Raw genomic sequence first — 18,665 nt, 5'->3', positions numbered from 1 at the left:
ATGGATAAATATAATAGGAATGAAATAGCTAAATTCTATTGGAATAGCAGAACAATTGTTGACGAGTTTACAGAAGCCAAAGAACCTATTTATTGGAGAAGTTTTTTTGAAACTATCAAATATCCAGAAAGTTTAACTGTTTTGGATTTAGGCTGTGGTGGAGGGCGGAATACATATATGTTGGCTGAATTAGGATTTAGGGTGGAGGCTTGCGATTTACATGAAAATATGCTTAAAGCTACCTGGATGAAAATTCAGAAACTAAATAGTTTGAAACGGAATAAAGTTCATATTCAAAAAGCTAATATGCTAAAACTTCCGTATGAAACAGAAAGTTTAGATATAATTCTTTCAAATGGAATATATCATAATACGTCGTCAGTGGATGAATTTGAACAGGCAATTAGAGAATCAGCGAGAATTCTAAAAAAAGGAGGGTTGCTTTGCCTAAATGTATTTTCAAATGCATATGTTGATGAAACATTAAATAAACAAAGAGAAGAATTTTTATTTGTTACACCAGATGGGTTAGACATGATGTTATTGCCGCCAATACGTATCTTGGATATCTTAAATACTGTTTCACTAGTACCATATAATGAAACAGTATCCTATGAGAGTAAAATAAACGTAGGAACAAGGAGTGTACTTAGAGGAATATTTTGTAAAAAATAGATAAAAAATTAGAAATATCTGCAGAAGAATAGTAATGATAAGGAGGAAATCAAAAGTTATAAGACTTTTGAGCAAAGAATATGAGTGAGAAAGTATGTATTATATGTAATTTAAATTGTAGCAGACGTGAAATGGATATGGCTAAACTGGGTGTTTATTTGCAGTTAAATGGCTACAATTTAGTAAGAGATGAGATGATTGCTGACTATATTGTAGTTACTAGTTGTGGATTTATAAATGAAACAACAAAAATGGCACTTGAACAGATTGAGAGAGTAAAAAAATACTCAGCAAAAATTATTGTTACAGGGTGTGTACCAGATACAGATATTGAAAAACTCAAATCTATTTTTTCTGGAATAGTTATTAGAAATACTGAGCTGGAAAAATTTGACGACATCTTTGGGAAATTTCACAAATTAAAAGATATACCGGATGTGCATGATATGGCATGGGGAAGCAAATATTTCTGTGTAGAGGTAAGTAGGGGCTGTCCAGAAAATTGCTCATATTGTGCTACACGATGGGCAGTTGGAAAATTACATAGTAAACCAGTAGAAAAATGTGTAAGCGAAATAAAATTGTTTAATGAAAGTAATGCTGATAAAGTTGTTATCAATGGCGATAACGTAGGTGCGTACGGATTAGATATTGGTGAGTCTTTTGGAAGTCTGATTCAAGAATTACCATTGGTTGAAAATGGATATAGTGCCTTAATTGATTCGCTCCATCCGAAATGGTTATTAAAGTACTATGACAGTATTCTTGATGCGGCACAAAAAAACACATTGGGCATGATTGTATCAGCAATTCAGTCTGGAAGTGAAAGAATTATAAAATTAATGCGTAGAAAAGCAGACATGAACCAGCTAAAAAAAGCATTTCTGGAACTGAAAAAGGTTAGTCCGCAATTGATATTAGGAACAGAAGTGATTATTGGTTTTCCAACTGAAACAGATACTGAATTGGAGGAAAGTATTAAGTTTGTATTAGATACAAAAATTGATTGGGGACACTTGTTCATTTTTTCTCCTAAGGATGGAACGGAAGCAGCGGCAATGGAGGAACAGGTGGATGAAAATATTAAAATTAAAAGAATTAATCATTTTATTGAACAGTTAAAAGCAAATGATTATTTAGTTCATAAAGAGGAAAAATCCCAAGCAGTAATTTTTTGTAGAAAAGAAGTGTGTATGAAAAGTAGAGAGGCTGATAACGTATTTTGGAAACATTGTTTTGATACAATATGTCCAAATGAACAGGGGCAAGAGGAACTATTAGAAATTTATAGAAATACTGGGGATATTTCGAACACTATTAGATAAAAGAAACTGATTATATTTCTTGCAGGTATAATTTGTGAGAAATATAATCAGTAATGAAAGGAAAAATATGAATAAAAAAAATTTTGTATGTCTCATTCAACCGCATACTTCTTTTAAATTAATGAATGTTCAGCCTGCTTTATTTGATCAATTTGATAGTATAGGATTAATGTCATTATCAGCCTATTTAAAAGAAAAAGGATACGAGGTAGAGATATTACATTTAGCCAAGGCGTTTAGAAACGGATATAGTTTGCAGCAAGTCATTGATAAGATTAAATCAAGAGAGCCTATTTTATTTGGAATTGGAAATATGTGGGTACATCAAAGTGTGGGTATGTTAGAAACCGCAACATTATTAAAAGAAATTTATCCTAATATTCCGATTATTGTGGGTGGACAACATGCCAGTTTTTTTTCTAGAGATATAGTGGAAAGTTATTCTGGATTGATAGATGGAGTTATAGTGGGTGAAGGTGAGGAAACATTATATGATGTTGTAAAATCAGTAGAAGAAAGCGGTATTATAGAAAAGTCAATACCGGGTTTAATGGTGAAAAATTCTAATGGAGAAATAGAATATACTAGAAGGGACATAAAATTAGAGTTGGATAATCTACCATTTCTTTCTCACAAAGGAATATGGCCTAAAATAGATCCACTTCCTGGTGATATTATCCCGTATGCAGCAGCTCTTGATACAGTTCGAGGTGGATGCCCCCAATCTTGTGTTCATTGTTTAGAAGGAAATGGTTTAGGTAAACTTGGACGTAATAAAAGAGCGTTTCATTCACCGGAATATTTGATTGACCAAATGAAACTTTATCTACAAGAAGGAAAAACTAATATTTTAATTCAGGATTCTTTTTACGCAAATGGAAATAAACCAATAGAAAAGTTTGTGGATCTAGCTAAACAAGAGAATTTGTTTGTAGATGCAATGCACTTTTTTGTAGAACCAGGATATTTAAGTTCTGATATATTCAAAGTGCTGGAGTCTTTTCCAGCACAAAAAGTTGCAGTTGATTATGGTATTGAAACAGGTTCTGAAAAGGTAGCAAGAAATATGGGACGTTACTATAATTTGGATAAAATTTACAGAGATGTAGAGATTTTAGGTAAAACCAAGACAGTATCAACTGCATGGTGGCTTATCAGTTTGCCGGGTGAAACAGAAGAAGATGTGAAACTAACTGAAAAGGCCATTATTGAAACAACTAATATGGGAGTTTTAACTGAAAGAGTTTCACAAATGTTATTATTTCCGCAAACAGAATTATATAAAAACAGAAAACTATATGATATACGGGCATATTTCCATGATTTTCATGACTTTAAGGTGTTTTCGAATACTGAAAGGCGTGAAAATGGTCTTTATCCAGAACTAGTTACACATGATATGCCATATCAGACACGGGAAGATACCATTCGACTCTTAAGAGATTTGAAGAAGTCGATTCGTAAGGCAACTGAGGCATCACCATATTATGAAGAAAAGAAAAAATTAGGATTTGTTTTAAATGACTATGACTTTTTTTAGATTTGCAGAAAGGAGTCAATTAGATGAAAGTTGTTGATATTGAAAAAAAGTCAAGAAGAAATATATTTAAATTATTTAAGGAGATGGATTACCCATATGTAGGGATTACTGCAAATGTTGACGTAACTAAGCTTGTTATATATTGTAAACAAGAGAAGTATTCTTTTTTTAAAGTATTTATGTATTTGGTCTCGAAGGTATGTAATACGATTAAAGAGTTCAAATATCGTTTTGAGAATAATCAAATAGTTGAATATGACATAGTACATCCGTCATACATTTTAAAGGTTCAAGAGGATGCGTTTAATTTTTGCACAGTGCCATTTACACTTGATTTTAATACATTTTATGAATGTGCTATTTCCGAATCAAATAAATTGATGGGGAATATAAATCTGGATCATGAGGAAGAGCGAAATGATTTGATATTTATTTCTTGCGTCCCGTGGGTATCTTTTACACATATACTTCATCCAGTATCTATATCCCCGACTGATTCAATACCTAGAGTTGCATGGGGAAAATATTATAAACAGGAAAATAGGATTTTAATGCCTGTAAATGTACAAGCCCATCATGCTTTAATGGACGGACTTCACATTGGAATTTTCTATCAGAAGCTAGAAGATGAAATTCAAAAATTTATAAACAATGAGGGTGTTGTTTATGAGTCCTAAAAAGGTAGAACTAATCATTGGTCCATGCGCTGTGGAATCTTACGAGCAAATGGAAAAAATTGGAAAGATACTCTCTTTTTATCAAATACGTTATTTGCGCGCAGGAGCTTATAAACCGAGAACATCACCAAAATCTTTTCAGGGAATGGGAAAAGAGGGAATTGAGATTATACATGAAGTTGCTCAAAAATATAATTTGTTATCTGTCTCTGAGATTATGGATGTAAGAGACATTGATTTTATGAAAGACAAAATTGATATATTGCAAGTGGGGAGTAGAAACATGTATAATTACACGTTGTTAAAAGAGTTAGGAAAAGTGGATAATACTATTTTGTTGAAGAGAGGCTTGTCAGCGACTTTTGAAGAGTTCATTGAAGCATCTGAGTATATTAATGTTAATGGAAATAATAATATTTGGTTATGTGAACGTGGAATTAGAACGATGGAAGGTGCTACGCGCAATACATTAGATTTGTCTTGTGTAGCTCTATTAAAACAAGTAATATCGTATTCTGTTGTGGTTGATTTAAGCCATTCTCTAGGAAGGAAAGATATTATATTACCAATGGCGTGCGCTGCTATAGCAGCGGGAGCTGATGAACTGATGGTAGAAGTACATCCAACTCCAGAAAAGGCGTTATCTGATAGTCAACAGCAATTAAGTATTACAGAATTTTGTCAATTATATGAGAAATTAGAAGAAGAAAAATATTTATAGAGGTAAATGAAAATGAAAGAGAGCTATTTTTTTACATCAGAATCAGTAACAGAAGGACATCCTGATAAAATGTGCGATGCCATTTCGGATGCTATTTTAGACGCATTAATTGAACAGGACCCCATGAGCCGTGTTGCATGTGAAACTGCAATTACTACAGGACTTGTATTAGTAATGGGAGAAATTAGCACAAAAGCTTATGTAGATATCCCTCAAATAGTTAGAGATACAATTCGTAAAATTGGTTATACAGATGCATCTTATGGTTTTGACGCTGATACATGTGCTGTACTTACTGCAATTGATGAACAATCAAAAGATATTGCATTAGGTGTAGATCAAGCATTAGAGTCAAAAGATTCGAGTCTTAAAGAAATAAAAATAGGGGCAGGAGATCAAGGAATGATGTTTGGGTATGCAACCGATGAAACAGAAGAATTGATGCCGTATCCAATTATTCTTGCACATAAACTTGTGTTGCAATTGACAAAGTTACGGAATGAAAAAAAACTGTTATATCTCAGACCGGACGGAAAAAGTCAAGTTTCTGTAGAATATGATACACAGGGAATGCCGACACGTTTGGAATCAGTTGTTATTTCTACACAACATGATCCAGACATCACACAGGAACAATTGCAGAAAGATATTAAAAAATACGTTTTAGATGCAATTTTACCTCCTGAAATGGTGGATGATAACACAAAGATTTTTATTAATCCTACAGGGAGATTTGTTGTAGGTGGACCTCATGGGGATAGTGGTGTTACGGGAAGAAAGATTATTGTTGATACCTATGGTGGAATGGCACGTCATGGAGGAGGAGCTTTTTCAGGAAAAGATTGTACAAAAGTGGATCGGTCAGCAGCATATGCAGCACGCTATGTTGCAAAAAATATTGTGGCTGCGGGATTGGCTAAGAAATGTGAAATCCAAATTTCTTATGCTATTGGAGTAGCTGAGCCAACTTCAATTATGATAGATACATTTAGCACAGGTAGAATTTCAGACAAGAAATTATCAGAGATTGTATCAGAAGTATTTGATTTAAGACCTGCTGGTATTATAGAAATGTTGAATTTGAGAAGACCTATATATAAACAAACATCTTCATACGGACATTTTGGACGCCAAGATTTAAATCTACCTTGGGAGAAATTGGATAAAGTAAAAATATTAAAAAAATATTTATAAAGTAAAAAATCAAACCATACTCGTATTTAAAGCGTAAGTATGGTTTGATTTTATCTTCTTCACAGATAAATTATATTGATTTTTTGCTATATTTGCATATAAAGTTATTTCATTAAATAACATAGCAAGAATTGTAAAAAAAACGGTTTAAGATTCTGTTATTCTATTCAACGGAAAGGAGGACACAAAAATGAAAAAAAAATCAGTGATTGATATTGAAGCAGTTATAAGCTATATTGAGAATAATCTTGACGGAAAAGTAGAATTAGATACAGTCGCACGTTATGTTCATTATTCAAAATATTACATACATCGAATGTTTACTAAAACAGTTGGCATGACAATACACGATTACGTGGTACGGAGACAACTTACAGAAGCAGCAAAATTGTTAGTTTTTTCTACAAAGCCTATAATTGAAATAGCATTTATCTGTGGTTATGAAAGTCAGCCAGCATTCACAGTAGCATTTAAAGCAATGTATAAAATAACACCAGCAGAATATCGTGAACGTCAGGAATTTTATCCCTTACAATTGAGAGTTACATTGCATAGTAAGAATGTAAAAATAAATTTTTCAAAATCAGATATTAGATTAGCTAAGATGGAAGATATATCAGCATGGATGGAACTTGTAAGGCTAGTGATTGATGGCTATCCCAATTTGAATGAACTAGAATATATAGAAAAGCTAAAAGTGTGCATTGAACAAAGAAATGCACTTATTTTAGAAAAACAAAATACTGTAGTTGGGGTTATGGCGTTTTCTTATGATACTGGAAGTATTGAATTTATGGGAATACATCCTCAATATCGTAATAAAGGAATTCAAAAACTTTTTTTGGATAAATTAATTGAAGAGTATATTCCTGATCGTGAAATCAGTACGACAACATATCGTAAGCATGATAGAGCAGATACAGGATATAGAAATGAATTAATGCAACTTGGCTTTGCCGAAAGAGAGTTATTAATTGAGTTCGGTTATCCGACGCAACGATTTGTACGTTCTGATCATATAATGGAGGTTAAAAATAGTGATTGAAAAGAGAATAGTTAATTGGAAAAGTAGGACAGTACTTTTCCTTATAAGTCAATGCGTTACACTTTTTGGATCTACACTTGTGCAAATGGCAATTGTATGGTATGTAACGCTTAATACTTCATCTGGAGTGTGGGTAGCAGCTTTTAGTATTTGTTCATATCTTCCACAGTTCTTAATGTCTTTTATTGGTGGTGTATGGGCCGATAGATATAGCCGTAAAAGATTAATTATTGGTGCAGATATATCAATTGCAGCAGTTACATTTATTATGATGTTAGCAATGCCTTTTATTAGAGAAGAAAAATTTTTACTTGGAGGTTTACTCGTAATGTCAATAATTCGCTCAGTAGGGGCTGGAATACAGACACCTGCTGTTAACGCTGTAATACCTCAACTAGTGCCAGAGTCTCAGCTTATGCGTTTTAATGGTATTAATGCCACTATGCAATCACTTGTCCAATTTGCGGCACCCGCAGCCGCAGGTTTGTTATTATCACTTAGTACATTACAATCCACATTAATTATTGATATTTTAACAGCAGTATTTGGGGTGGGAATACTTTCCTGTGTATTGATTCCTAAACAAAGAAGCATAGAAAAATCAGCTTCAGTTATAAAAGATATGCGTATGGGAATTCATTTTGCTTTTTCAGATAAACTGATTAGAAAATTACTTATAGTTTATGGATTATTCACTTTTTTGTGTGTTCCTGCAGGATTTCTTGCTGGTCTTTTAGTTAACAGGGTTTATGGCAATACATATTGGTATCTAACAGCTGTAGAATTAATTGGTTTTTTTGGAATGATAATGGGTGGATTATTGATGAGTTTATGGCGAGGTTTTAAGAGCCGCATAAATACTCTTGTATTTGGGCTATTTATCTTCGGAATAATGGCTGTTGGCATGGGATTGACAAAAAAATTTATATTATATCTTATTTTAATGGCATTATACGGTGTTGCTCTAACGATAGTACAAACTTCGATTACAACATTGATTCAAGAAAATGTGAAAAGCTTAATGCAAGGCCGTATTTTCGGATTAATGGGATCTATGTATTCTGGCTTTATTCCGATAGGAATGGTGATTTTTGGACCGATGGCAGATATAATTCCTTTAGAATGGATTATAGTATGTTCAGGAGTGCTAGTGATGATGATTGCAATGATTCTTCGTTTTGATCATCAACTTTATAAATAATAGCTTATGTGTCTGTTATTTATTTTACAAAATGGCAATTACAGATAACTCAATAATTATTTATATGATAAAGAATATAATCTCTGAAAAGAAGGGGTTATATTTTTTTATATAAAAAAATGATTGTTATTTAAGAGAGAGGTCTGTATTTCTTGAGTAATGTTAGGACAAATTATACATCTGGTAGTTTCATCATACAAAAATATCTATTTGTGGAAATTCTTAGTTTATCGTGCGTAAACGTAAAAACGCTCGTTTTGTCTGATTATGGTTTATACGAGGTGTTTTAAAAGTATGAAAAACTAGTAGCTTTTTAGAGGAGTGATTATACTGGTGTACTGTGAACCACCGAACTGGATTATAAGAGATATCATTCCAGAGAATGAGAGTCAGTAAAAGCTACAGATTTTGTTTCGATAAATTACGTACTGGAGCAGTGCTTATAAAGACGGCTAATGCCCCGTTAAAGCAGATCTAATCTTGACAAACTCAAAGTGGCTTTGCGTTGGCGGAATCATGGTTCTGACTTTATCGGACAGGTAGTTCTGATATACCATGATAATCAAGAGAAGGTTGAATTATATATTTAAGTTGAATGTAGATTATTTGGGAAAAATAATGTACTTAATACAACTGTGCAAATAACCTTCTTTTTTAATCCCATAAAACTGACATGAGAAGAAAAAAATCAGAAAATATTACATATAAGTTCTGAATAATTACAAAGATAAGAATTATTATAAATTTATATGTTAAAGTATGTCGGTCATGATTAGACTATATTTAACAGTGAGGAGTAGTACATATGAATTTAGATGAAAATGTAGTGGAAAACTATATAAATACGGTAATAATTGAGAATAAGATTAGTGAAGTATCATTTAAAAATCTCGAAAAGTTTCATTTTGCATATGACATCATAGATAAAATAGCAGAAATAAATCCTAAAAAAATAGCAATATTGCATATTGATGAAAATAAAATAGAAAAATCCATAAACTATAAGGAATTAAAAAACTGTTCTAATAGAATGGCAAATTTTTTTGCAGCTCAGGGAATAAAAAAAGGAGATGCGGTATTGATAGCGTTACGAAGAGCATATCAATTTTGGTATATTTTTTTAGGACTAATAAAAATTGGTGCAATACCAATTCCAGTAGTAAGTCAATTAAGAGAGGTAGATATTAAAGCAAGAATAAATATATCTAACGCAAAGGCAATAATCTCACTATATGGCGAGGATTTTCAAAAAGAAACCGACAAAGTGATAAACGAGTGCGTTAATACTACAATACTTAGATTCTCTATTCGAGGTGGAAATAAAAATTGGATAAATATAGATAAAGAAAATGAGAAGTTTTCTAATGACTTAGTGAAACCTCAAGATTATAATGCGATGGATATAATGTTTATTTTATTTACGTCTGGAACATCAGGAACACCTAAAATGGTAGTACATGATAATTTGTACCCTCTAGCACATTATATTACAGGTAAATATTGGAATAATATAGAACAAGATAAATTGCATTTAACTATTTCAGATACAGGATGGGGAAAAGCATTATGGGGGAAGTTATTCGGACCGTGGCTATCCGGCGGATGTGTCTTCGTGTATGATTTCAGGAAATTTGAAGGTTCAGATATATTACATATGATTGAAAAATATAAAATTAATACTATATGTATGCCACCGACAATGTATAGAATGTTATTGCGTTCGGAGATAAAAAAATATGATTTATCTTCAATTACATGTGCTTGTTCAGCTGGTGAAATACTTCCAAAGGATATAATAAATCGTTTTTATTTATTGACAGGAATAAAGATTGCAAATGGATACGGACAGTCAGAAACAGGGTTACTTATAGCTGATTTTAAAAAAAGAAAATGTAATACTGGAAGTATTGGATATCCAAATCCTATATACAAAATCGAATTAATGAAGAATACAGGAGAAATTATAACTTCTGAAGAAATAGGTGAGGTAGGAGAAATAGTAATTGATTGTCGCAAAAAAATACCAATCGGATTGGCATCATATTTGCAGGTTAGTGAAAAAAAAGAAACTAGTCATATTATAAATGGATATTATCATACTAATGACTTGGCTTATAGAGACGCGATGGGAGCTTACTGGTATATAGGAAGAAATGATACCCTTATAAAATCTTCGGGATATAAAATTAATCCTTATGAAATAGAAAGTGTACTTGCAAATTTAAATTATATAAGAGAGTGTAAAGTCTATGGAGTAGTCGATGAAATTAGGGGAAATATAATCAAGGCGGACATTGTATTATCGGAAGAAAAGGTTGGAACAGAGGAATTGAAAAAAGAAATACAAGATTTTGTGAAAACCACTACTGCACCATATAAATATCCTAGAAAAATAGAATTTGTCAGTGCAATAGAAAAGACTATGACTGGTAAAATTGTACGTAATTAAGAAAAAAACAGCCATTGAATAGGTCTTAGCAGAATAATCCTTTGTTCTGCTTGATTACTGTATTCTACAGCCTGAAATCGTGTCAATGGTAAGCGCAAAATATTGCTACGTTACTCGTAAATTACGCTTGCACCAAAATGATAGATGCAAGCGTTTTCCTCTATTTTAGTTTTGACAGTTAGCTTTCACAGTCTCGCTTCATGGGGCGAGTTGTTCCAACTGTTCATCGAATCTGTTTCCGGATTACGCTCCGGCTCATTCAGCACAGCCTCATTGGCTCTGCCACGGAAATGTTGTTTCTTTTCGTAGATGCCGGGATCATATTTAATGGCTGTTCATAGGAAAGTGTGTCGGTGTCATGAAAATCCACTCTGACAACTTCCTGACTTTCCGGAGCGCTATGGCTGCGTCCGGTTGATGCCGGTAAATCCATACAACTTTTTTGACGTAATCGTTTTACCCAGTTGTAAAAAGTTCCTGGTTTGATGTCATGTTCCACACACCATTGATGATCTGTCAATCCACTTTGACGGCATTCCATGATGAGACGGTATTGTTCTTCTGCAGGTATTCTTTTGCTTCTCATGAGCAGTCCTCCATAAATCGAATCGAGTAAGAGGCTCTCACCTATCATTTCTAGCAACAGAAGATGAAGCAAAGTGCTTGCATTCTCTAATGATTATTATGGACTGAATTTTAGGGCAAAGCAATCCATCGAATTATTTTGCGCTTACTGTCAATGGGGCATTTATGCCGGCTTTAACCCTTTTGCTATTGACTCGGATTGAAGACTGAGGTAAAACGACTGTTTTACCTCGGAAACCGGCCGTTCTAAAACGGAATGGTGGACACTGGGTCCCGTAAACCACATTTATATATAATATCATAAAATTATTTGGTTATTATAAAAAAGGAAAGATGATCTAACACGATAATTATACTGATTAGAGAAGTTGTTTCGTTGATGAGACATTTTTGTTTAGGAAAAAATTACTTATAACCTTTTAATTTTTACATAATACATTAAGTGTTAATTTTTTACTGTATAATTTAATTTTGCATATAAGTGGGTTGTATATCATAAAAAGACTCCTAAATGGGTAATATATATACCTAAAATAAGAAGTATATATGTGTTAATAAGTCACATTTGCATGTGTATGATATATATATTGTTATTATACAGAGGTGAATTTATGGAGTCTAAAATAAAAACAAGCAGTAATAATTCATATTTACGAAAAAGTCAAAAACCCTTGTACATTGATATGGGAAAAAGACTTCGGATATTAAGAATTGAATTGAATTATACACAAGAACAAATGGCAGAAATTCTAGAAATGAGTTCAGCTTATTATGGAAAAATTGAAAGAGGCATTCATGGGCTATCGCTTGATAAGCTGGTAATTGTAAATAAAAAGTTGGATATTGATATAAACTATCTTTTAACGGGGGTTAAAAGAGGAGATTTTTCACTTGATAAAGTGTTAATGGAATGTCCTAGGACTAAAAGATATGACATAGAGCAGTTGATAAAACATGCTTTGAATTTAGTTCGAGACGTAGACAACTAAAACTAGATATAACTTGAAGGGGAAAAAATGTTAGAAATTGCGGTATGTGATGATGATATATTAATTGCAGCAGATATTGAAAAGATGTTAGAAAAGCTATCACTTATTGTTGCTATTAAGGTTGAAATAGATGTGTTTTATGATGGCAGTACATTAGTTGATTATATTAAAAAAGGGAAAAGATATGATATTATTTATCTTGATATAGAAATGCGAAAACAAAATGGTGTAGAGGCTGCTAGAATTATACGTAGAATTGATAAAAAAGTTTTGATAATTTATGTTACCAGTCATGAAAGTTTTGCAAAAGAAGTATTTGAAGTATCTGCCTTTAGATTTATAACAAAACCTATTGTTCCAGATGTTTTTCAAAGATATTTTCTGGCTGCCAAAAATGAGATATTAAATCACCCTCAATATTTTCAGTATCAGTATAACAAAATATCATACAGGATACCTATCGATGAGATAATGTATTTTCAAAGCGATAGAAGAGTCACTTATATTATTACAAAAAAAGGAAATAGAAAATGTTATGGAAAGTTGAATGATATCGAGAAACGCTTAAATGAAGCTAACACATATTTTTATAGAACGCACCAATCATTTTTGGTTAATCCTAAATTTGTAGCTGCATATATTTATGACTCTATGGAATTAATTGATGGAACAACATTAGCAATCAGTGAAAACAGAAGAAAAAATGTGAGTGAACTTTATTGTGCATTAAAAGGGGAAGATATTATTGTTTAGGTATTTTGGAGGAGCATGTGCAGACTTATTGCTGACATTGATATCCATTGTGATATTGAAAATTTATTTTGAAACGTTTTTTGAACAAGACAAAAGAGGGATTATAGGGGAGTTTTTTTGGATATTTTATTTTATGTGGCAATTCATATTGGGAAGAACAAATGTATTGCCGGCATATATAAATGTCATGATTAATGTTTTTCTTGTGAGTATGCTCTGTATAAATACATATGAGGGAGGAATTCTACAAAAAATTGTATTTTCAGTTCTTATTAATACGATATGGATGTTAGCGGAGTTTTTAGTTGGATATATGTTCGTTTTATGTGGAATACATTACATGGTTCCGCAATTTTGGGGATCATTGTTTTCAAAATTATTCACACTATTTATGATTATTTGTTTAAAAAAATTTTTCCAAAATGAAAATGTTAAAGATTTATCAAACAAATATAATATTACATTATTACTTATACCAATAGGAAGCATGTTCGTTGTATATAACACCTTTATGTTGAGTGTTGATATTAACAAAAAGGTTCACATCAAAGAATCTCTGACAAGTTTGATAATTATTTTATTAATTAACATTGTCATATTTAAACTGTATCTGGTCATGTCTAAGGAAAAGGAACTAGAAAAATATAATGCCGTATATGAGCAACAATTAGAATTATGTACACAACATATGCGTGAAAAAGAGAATATTATGATGGACTTCAGGAATGCTCGTCATGATATAAAGCAACACGTTATTGTACTTATTGAAATGTTAGATAATAATCAAAATGAGTCAGCAATAGATTATTTAAGAAAATTAATTAATATAGTACCACTAAACAATCTTGGAATATCAAGAACAGATAATATAGTTGTTGATTCTTTGATTAATGCAAAATATGCAATTGCTTTAAAAGAAAAAATAAAGTTTAATGTGGATATTCACATACCAATGCAACTACCTTTTTATAGTGCTGATTTAAGTATCCTATTGGGGAATATTCTTGATAATGCAATTGAAGCATCGTTACAGGTGACAGAAGATAACCGTTATATTAAGTTATTTATGAAATTTGAAATGAATGTATTGATAATTACAGTTGTTAATGCTTACAATGGTAAATTAGTTAAAAATCGGAACGGTAAAATTGTGACAAGTAAAGCAGAAACTGGGTATCATGGAATAGGTTTAGAATCTGTTCAAAAAGTTGCAACAAAATATCACGGTTCAGTAGTGGTAGAAACGAAACAAAAAGTCTTTACTATTAAAGTGATTTTATGTGATTTATCGTAAAAGTTACAAATAATATCGTAAAAATTACGAGATAAATAAAATAGTTGTTGATGGTAGTATAATATTAAAGATTAAATCGAAGTGGACGATGTGGTGAAATCGGCTATTTTTTATGAGTTATTGAAAAACAAAAATTTTAATTTCAAATTTCTCTATAATAGCTAAAACAAAATGATTTTAATATCTCAAAGTCAACTTTATAGTATAGGAGGATAAAATGAGGAAAATTAAATTTTTTATGAAGAATCACGCAAGTGTAATGGCAAGTATTGCCATGGTATTTAGTGTAATGGCTATTAATAGCCGATGTGTGTGCATCTATCATCAACCGCCAATGCCGGATAGTTTACAGAAATTAAAGAAAAATTGATATGGAAAAACTATCCAAACTATTAACCGACTACATAGTTAAAAAAAACACAATCTCTGAAACAGATTATGAAATATATAAATATGGATTTCTTATAGGGATAGAATTATTAACCTGTATGGTTATATGTTATATATTAGCTATAAAGATGCAGATGTTTTGGGAATGCACAGCCTTTTTTTTATTATTTTTTTCTTTGCGATCACTTGTCGGCGGGTTACACATGAATAGTTTTAAGGTGTGTTTCCTTTGTTCATGTTTAGTTGTGTTTTTTACACTTTCGATGATTAAGTATTTTCCTATATCGAAGGAGTTTTCTTTAGTAATTTCTGTTTTTGAAATTATTATACTATATTACATGAAACCTGTAGAAAATATAAACCGCCCTGTGAATGAGAAGGAGAAAAATGTATTTTCAAACAGAATAAGACAGACTTTAATAATTATAACATTTTCTGTATGTTTTTTTTATCTAGCTAATATACTAAAATATCTGGTTACCATTGTGTATACATTAGGAATTATCATTATATCGATGATTTTAGGAAAAGCAAAAAATCAAATAGAAAGGTGTAGAGGATAATTATGTAAAAGTGGAGATATTATTAATTAGTGAAAGTGATATTATTTTTCAACAAACAAAGAGAGTTTAGGACTGCCTAAATCAACAACGACTGAATAAGAAAACTCGTTTGGCGAAAGTAGTAAACTGTGCCCAAAATCAGAAAATAACTGTAAAACTTAAAAGAGAATAAAATGTTTGCATTTGTCTTTTCGGTACGAGCATAACTTATGCATAGAGTAGCAATATTTTGTTCTTATTGCAAAAGTGGATTAGAAAATTTCTAATACCACTTTTTTTTTGCCCTTTTTTACAGAAAATCCATGAATTTTTAGTTGGTATATAGTAGGAGCACCTTGATAATTTCATAGAGTAAATTTAATTCTGTCAAGAATAATAGCAGTGATCCATCAATTTCCAGGTGGAAGATTTAAAAGATGAGGGACATAAGGAGAATGAAAATGATTAAAATAGCAGTTATCATTTTATGTATTATAACAATCAGTATGATTGCTTGCATCTTATGTACGTCTGTTATAGCAGGCAAGAGAGCAGATGAGAGTATAGAAAGATATTTTAAGGAACAGAAGAGAGGGTAGAATTATATGAGAAAATCGGGTGTGGTATCAAAAGATGTAAAAGGAAAAGATAATGAAGTTTACCATGATATTATATCTCTATTTAAAATATACAGATCTGTGAATTGGAAAATGCAGATAAAAATCAATCAAGTAAAGCAATGCTTTCATACAGAGTATGGCACCGATGTAGATGAATTTTTAGATAGTGTTTACCAGGCAGGAATGGATATCAATCTGGATATGGAAGATATGAGGGAGAGGATCGAATCTATCAATCAGGCCAATAAGTATCTGAAGCTGATTGATGAGGCGGTAGAGTTAATGAGGAAATATCACCCACAGGGCGAAAAGTATTATTGGGTACTTTATTATACCTATATGTCAGCTTATAGAGCAGAGAATACAGATGAAATTCTGGATAAACTGGAGCCGCATTTTCCACGGATACCAAGAATGCACAGAGCCACTTATTTTAGATGGCGAGATAAGGCTTTTGAGGCAGTCAGCAATATATTATGGGGATACGAAACAAAAAATCAGCAAATATTGAAACAGGTAAACCAGAATTATCAGGAATAGGTAAATAAAATAGTCAAAGGGCTGGAAAGGAGAAACATGGGAGTTGTTATGAGCATAGATACGGGAAATAAAATGATGAAAACCAACCATTTTATTTTTCATTCGGGAATTAAAAGAAAAGAACAAAAAATTCTTCCTGGAGAAGAAGGGATTTTTTTTAAAGGGATTAACTACTTGGAAAGTAATCAGAGGATTTCCTATTTGGAAGATAAAACCATTGATGACAGGTATTATATTTTGACATTACTCGGAGTAGCCAAGGAACTGGAAAAAGAAGGAATAGAAACTGGTATTTATGAAGGGGGAACCATTCCGATCCAGTTATTAGTTGGACTTCCGCCGGGGGATTACGGAAAACAGATCCGAAAATTCCGGGAATATTTTTGGCGGCAAGGAAAAGCCGTTTATTTTTCCTATAAAGGAAAACCATACAGAATACGCTATGAGAGCGTAAATGTATATATGCAGGGATATTCTGCGTACATTTTGGTAGCAAATCAGCTCTATTTACAAGAACAGCCAAAGGTTCTGCTGATAGATATTGGAGGATTTACAGTAGATTATCTGTTAGTCCGGTATGGAGTAGTAGACAGAACAAGAATTGATTCCCTTCCGGAAGGGATTATTATGCTTTATAAAAGAATTATGGTAGGAATAAGGCAGCGCTTTAATCTTTATCTGGAAGAAGCAGATATCGATAATATTCTTTTTAAAAGGAAAACACCGTATTCAGAACTAGTTGTTCGAAGAACGTTTGAAATTGCTGCAGAATATATGGGTGATTTATTAGGTTCTTTTTTAGAATTTGGTATTGATTTTCGAACAACAGTGACTGTTTTTGTGGGAGGTGGAACGGTTCTTTTAAAGGATATTATTGATGAAGTTTGGAAAAGATATCATTCAACATATTATGTTGTTGATGATCCGAGAGCAAATGTAAAAGGCTTTATCAAACAATATATGGCAGAAAAAGCGGGATATTAAGGGGAGGACGTATGGCAAAACAAAATCCGTACAGATTTTCCTTGGGATTTGATGAAGAGGACCCGGATCATCAGGAAGTTGCAAGAATACTAAACCAGTTAGGGCATAGAAAAGCAAAGTTTGTTGTAAAGGCGGTTCTTGCATATCATCAAAACATAGAAGGAAAATTTTCAAAAGAGCAGGCGGTGATAGACAAGAAGCTGGATATACCAAAGAAAAACAGAGTCGTACAATTACAAGATGAATTTCTTCCAACACTGCAAGAGGAGGATATTCTCATGATACAGAAAAATAAAGAATTGCTTCAGGAAATGGAGAAAGAGGAATTAGAGGAAAATAAAAGTTTCTATAAAGAAGAACTTTAGAAAGAGAGGAAAAATGCGGAATAGAGTAGAGTATATTTTAGGAGGAATGACAATTTTACAAGGACTGCTTGTGGGGATGGCATGGAATGGAAAGAAATGGGCATTTCTGCTGTTGACATTATTGTTACTTTTGCAGGAAATGGTTCTTATTCTTCTTTTAGTGAGAAAGAGATATCAAAAAAAGTTTTGCCCGAAATGTGGAATTGAGATTATTATTTGGTATCGGATTTGTCCTAATTGTGGACACATATTCAAACCTGGATGTAAAAAAGAAGATTTAACAGAAATGATTGAAGATGCTTTGGACCAAGAGGAAATTGGAGAGTTTGATCAGTTGGAAAATTCGACAGACAGAATGGAGGAAATAGAAGAGTGCATGATTGAAAGATATATACATAATGAAAAAAATATATAAGTTTATTTATGCTGTCTTTTGATGCAAAAACATAATTAGAGTAGTAAAGGAACATTATGCTGTTAGAAGAATTCTAGCAGCTTTTTTGTAATTATTACTTAAAAGCAAGTAATAGTAACATAGAAGTAAAACTCTCCGCCTGGAAACGGATTATAGATTAAAAACAGATTTCAGGAGGAGATTTATGGATAAACAAAAACGAACTACTATAGATGAATTTAGTGCATACCTACAGAGTGCAGTAAGAAATACCACTATTAACTATATGAACGATAAAAGTAAGATTAAAGAGCATGAGATTACTTTAGAAGAGGATTTGGAAAATGTAGAAGGAAGACTAACTATTAAAAGTCAAGCCTTA

The 18,665-nt window shown here is 32.1% G+C and carries 19 protein-coding genes and 1 pseudogene; 18 read left to right on the top strand and 2 right to left on the bottom strand.

Going from position 1 to position 18,665, the window contains the following annotated elements; all coding sequences use genetic code 11:
- The 9 genes from HMPREF0373_RS07255 to HMPREF0373_RS07215 all read left to right on the top strand — a co-directional run bounded on the left by HMPREF0373_RS07255 (position 1) and on the right by HMPREF0373_RS07215 (position 10,827).
- Positions 1-675 carry a class I SAM-dependent methyltransferase gene (locus HMPREF0373_RS07255; protein ID WP_044963354.1) on the top strand — a complete coding sequence of 225 codons (675 nt, stop codon included), beginning with the start codon at positions 1-3 and terminating at the stop codon, positions 673-675.
- Positions 676-755: 80 nt separating this feature from the next.
- Entirely contained in the window at positions 756-2,000 is a 1,245-nt protein-coding gene (locus tag HMPREF0373_RS07250) for a radical SAM protein (RefSeq protein ID WP_081695234.1), read from the top strand.
- A 67-nt stretch (positions 2,001-2,067) separates the two neighbouring features.
- The gene (locus HMPREF0373_RS07245; protein ID WP_021739027.1) at positions 2,068-3,540 is read left to right on the top strand and encodes a B12-binding domain-containing radical SAM protein; all 1,473 of its coding nucleotides are present in this window, start codon (positions 2,068-2,070) and stop codon (positions 3,538-3,540) included.
- Positions 3,541-3,563: 23 nt separating this feature from the next.
- Complete coding sequence (locus HMPREF0373_RS07240; RefSeq protein WP_021739026.1) at positions 3,564-4,217, top strand: chloramphenicol acetyltransferase; 654 nt, start codon at positions 3,564-3,566, stop codon at positions 4,215-4,217.
- Positions 4,207-4,938, top strand: coding sequence for a bifunctional 3-deoxy-7-phosphoheptulonate synthase/chorismate mutase (locus tag HMPREF0373_RS16750; RefSeq protein WP_021739025.1), 732 nt, complete (start codon positions 4,207-4,209; stop codon positions 4,936-4,938). The genes HMPREF0373_RS07240 and HMPREF0373_RS16750 overlap by 11 nt, the downstream gene beginning before the upstream one ends.
- Positions 4,939-4,950: 12 nt before the next feature.
- The gene (metK, locus tag HMPREF0373_RS16745; protein WP_044963350.1) at positions 4,951-6,132 is read left to right on the top strand and encodes a methionine adenosyltransferase; all 1,182 of its coding nucleotides are present in this window, start codon (positions 4,951-4,953) and stop codon (positions 6,130-6,132) included.
- 190 nt (positions 6,133-6,322) lie between these two features.
- Complete coding sequence (locus HMPREF0373_RS07225; protein WP_021739023.1) at positions 6,323-7,177, top strand: GNAT family N-acetyltransferase; 855 nt, start codon at positions 6,323-6,325, stop codon at positions 7,175-7,177.
- The gene (locus HMPREF0373_RS07220) at positions 7,170-8,378 is read left to right on the top strand and encodes an MFS transporter (protein WP_021739022.1); all 1,209 of its coding nucleotides are present in this window, start codon (positions 7,170-7,172) and stop codon (positions 8,376-8,378) included. Before HMPREF0373_RS07225 ends, HMPREF0373_RS07220 begins: the two co-directional genes overlap by 8 nt.
- 805 nt (positions 8,379-9,183) lie before the next feature.
- On the top strand, positions 9,184-10,827 hold the full coding sequence (locus HMPREF0373_RS07215) for an AMP-binding protein (protein WP_021739021.1): 1,644 nt from the start codon (positions 9,184-9,186) through the stop codon (positions 10,825-10,827).
- A 259-nt stretch (positions 10,828-11,086) separates the two neighbouring features.
- Here the strand turns inward: HMPREF0373_RS07215 and tnpA are convergent, their stop codons facing one another.
- Positions 11,087-11,413, bottom strand: coding sequence for an IS66 family insertion sequence element accessory protein TnpA (gene tnpA / locus HMPREF0373_RS07210; RefSeq protein WP_187118757.1), 327 nt, complete (start codon positions 11,411-11,413; stop codon positions 11,087-11,089).
- 610 nt (positions 11,414-12,023) lie between these two features.
- Between tnpA and HMPREF0373_RS07205 the strand changes: the two genes are divergently transcribed.
- The 5 genes from HMPREF0373_RS07205 to HMPREF0373_RS17755 all read left to right on the top strand — a co-directional run bounded on the left by HMPREF0373_RS07205 (position 12,024) and on the right by HMPREF0373_RS17755 (position 15,401).
- Positions 12,024-12,401 (top strand): helix-turn-helix domain-containing protein, encoded by a 378-nt coding sequence (locus HMPREF0373_RS07205; protein ID WP_118146357.1) that lies wholly within the window; start codon positions 12,024-12,026, stop codon positions 12,399-12,401.
- A gap of 27 nt (positions 12,402-12,428) precedes the next feature.
- The gene (locus HMPREF0373_RS07200; protein ID WP_021739018.1) at positions 12,429-13,154 is read left to right on the top strand and encodes a LytR/AlgR family response regulator transcription factor; all 726 of its coding nucleotides are present in this window, start codon (positions 12,429-12,431) and stop codon (positions 13,152-13,154) included.
- Positions 13,147-14,448, top strand: a complete 1,302-nt coding sequence (locus HMPREF0373_RS16020; protein ID WP_021739017.1) for an ATP-binding protein — start codon at positions 13,147-13,149, stop codon at positions 14,446-14,448. Before HMPREF0373_RS07200 ends, HMPREF0373_RS16020 begins: the two co-directional genes overlap by 8 nt.
- A 217-nt stretch (positions 14,449-14,665) precedes the next feature.
- Positions 14,666-14,818 carry a cyclic lactone autoinducer peptide gene (locus HMPREF0373_RS17760; protein WP_021739016.1) on the top strand — a complete coding sequence of 51 codons (153 nt, stop codon included), beginning with the start codon at positions 14,666-14,668 and terminating at the stop codon, positions 14,816-14,818.
- 1 nt (position 14,819) lies between these two features.
- Positions 14,820-15,401: an accessory gene regulator ArgB-like protein gene (locus HMPREF0373_RS17755; protein WP_021739015.1), complete on the top strand. Its 582-nt coding sequence runs from the start codon at positions 14,820-14,822 to the stop codon at positions 15,399-15,401.
- Positions 15,402-15,790: 389 nt separating this feature from the next.
- On the opposite strand, the pseudogene HMPREF0373_RS17750 reads toward HMPREF0373_RS17755, so the two are convergent.
- Positions 15,791-15,856: pseudogene (locus tag HMPREF0373_RS17750) on the bottom strand (Lon-like protease helical domain-containing protein); the annotation flags it as partial.
- Between the two features lie 129 nt (positions 15,857-15,985).
- On the opposite strand from HMPREF0373_RS17750, the gene HMPREF0373_RS07185 reads away from it, so the two are divergent.
- From HMPREF0373_RS07185 to HMPREF0373_RS07170, 4 genes are read left to right on the top strand one after another with little or no spacing between them, the layout of a single operon-like run.
- Positions 15,986-16,540, top strand: coding sequence for a hypothetical protein (locus HMPREF0373_RS07185; RefSeq protein ID WP_021739013.1), 555 nt, complete (start codon positions 15,986-15,988; stop codon positions 16,538-16,540).
- A 48-nt stretch (positions 16,541-16,588) separates the two neighbouring features.
- Positions 16,589-17,524, top strand: coding sequence for a ParM/StbA family protein (locus tag HMPREF0373_RS07180; RefSeq protein ID WP_242831194.1), 936 nt, complete (start codon positions 16,589-16,591; stop codon positions 17,522-17,524).
- Positions 17,525-17,535: 11 nt separating this feature from the next.
- Positions 17,536-17,889, top strand: a complete 354-nt coding sequence (locus HMPREF0373_RS07175) for a hypothetical protein (RefSeq protein WP_021739011.1) — start codon at positions 17,536-17,538, stop codon at positions 17,887-17,889.
- A gap of 46 nt (positions 17,890-17,935) precedes the next feature.
- Positions 17,936-18,304, top strand: a complete 369-nt coding sequence (locus tag HMPREF0373_RS07170; protein ID WP_044963348.1) for a hypothetical protein — start codon at positions 17,936-17,938, stop codon at positions 18,302-18,304.
- Positions 18,305-18,665 lie beyond the last annotated feature (361 nt).

Source organism: Eubacterium ramulus ATCC 29099, assembly GCF_000469345.1.
Lineage (GTDB): Bacteria > Bacillota > Clostridia > Lachnospirales > Lachnospiraceae > Eubacterium_I > Eubacterium_I ramulus.
This window is presented reverse-complemented; position numbering and strand designations above follow the sequence as displayed.

Bases quoted from the DNA above. Each gene is read 5' to 3' on its own strand.
- HMPREF0373_RS07255 (WP_044963354.1), top strand. From the start codon at position 1: ATGGATAAATATAATAGGAATGAAATAGCTAAATTCTATTGGAATAGC.
- HMPREF0373_RS07250 (WP_081695234.1), top strand. From the start codon at position 756: ATGAGTGAGAAAGTATGTATTATATGTAATTTAAATTGTAGCAGACGT.
- HMPREF0373_RS07245 (WP_021739027.1), top strand. From the start codon at position 2,068: ATGAATAAAAAAAATTTTGTATGTCTCATTCAACCGCATACTTCTTTT.
- HMPREF0373_RS07240 (WP_021739026.1), top strand. From the start codon at position 3,564: ATGAAAGTTGTTGATATTGAAAAAAAGTCAAGAAGAAATATATTTAAA.
- HMPREF0373_RS16750 (WP_021739025.1), top strand. From the start codon at position 4,207: ATGAGTCCTAAAAAGGTAGAACTAATCATTGGTCCATGCGCTGTGGAA.
- metK (WP_044963350.1), top strand. From the start codon at position 4,951: ATGAAAGAGAGCTATTTTTTTACATCAGAATCAGTAACAGAAGGACAT.
- HMPREF0373_RS07225 (WP_021739023.1), top strand. From the start codon at position 6,323: ATGAAAAAAAAATCAGTGATTGATATTGAAGCAGTTATAAGCTATATT.
- HMPREF0373_RS07215 (WP_021739021.1), top strand. From the start codon at position 9,184: ATGAATTTAGATGAAAATGTAGTGGAAAACTATATAAATACGGTAATA.
- tnpA (WP_187118757.1), bottom strand. From the start codon at position 11,413: ATGAGAAGCAAAAGAATACCTGCAGAAGAACAATACCGTCTCATCATG.
- HMPREF0373_RS07205 (WP_118146357.1), top strand. From the start codon at position 12,024: ATGGAGTCTAAAATAAAAACAAGCAGTAATAATTCATATTTACGAAAA.
- HMPREF0373_RS07200 (WP_021739018.1), top strand. From the start codon at position 12,429: ATGTTAGAAATTGCGGTATGTGATGATGATATATTAATTGCAGCAGAT.
- HMPREF0373_RS17760 (WP_021739016.1), top strand. From the start codon at position 14,666: ATGAGGAAAATTAAATTTTTTATGAAGAATCACGCAAGTGTAATGGCA.
- HMPREF0373_RS17755 (WP_021739015.1), top strand. From the start codon at position 14,820: ATGGAAAAACTATCCAAACTATTAACCGACTACATAGTTAAAAAAAAC.
- HMPREF0373_RS07185 (WP_021739013.1), top strand. From the start codon at position 15,986: ATGAGAAAATCGGGTGTGGTATCAAAAGATGTAAAAGGAAAAGATAAT.
- HMPREF0373_RS07180 (WP_242831194.1), top strand. From the start codon at position 16,589: ATGAGCATAGATACGGGAAATAAAATGATGAAAACCAACCATTTTATT.
- HMPREF0373_RS07175 (WP_021739011.1), top strand. From the start codon at position 17,536: ATGGCAAAACAAAATCCGTACAGATTTTCCTTGGGATTTGATGAAGAG.
- HMPREF0373_RS07170 (WP_044963348.1), top strand. From the start codon at position 17,936: ATGACAATTTTACAAGGACTGCTTGTGGGGATGGCATGGAATGGAAAG.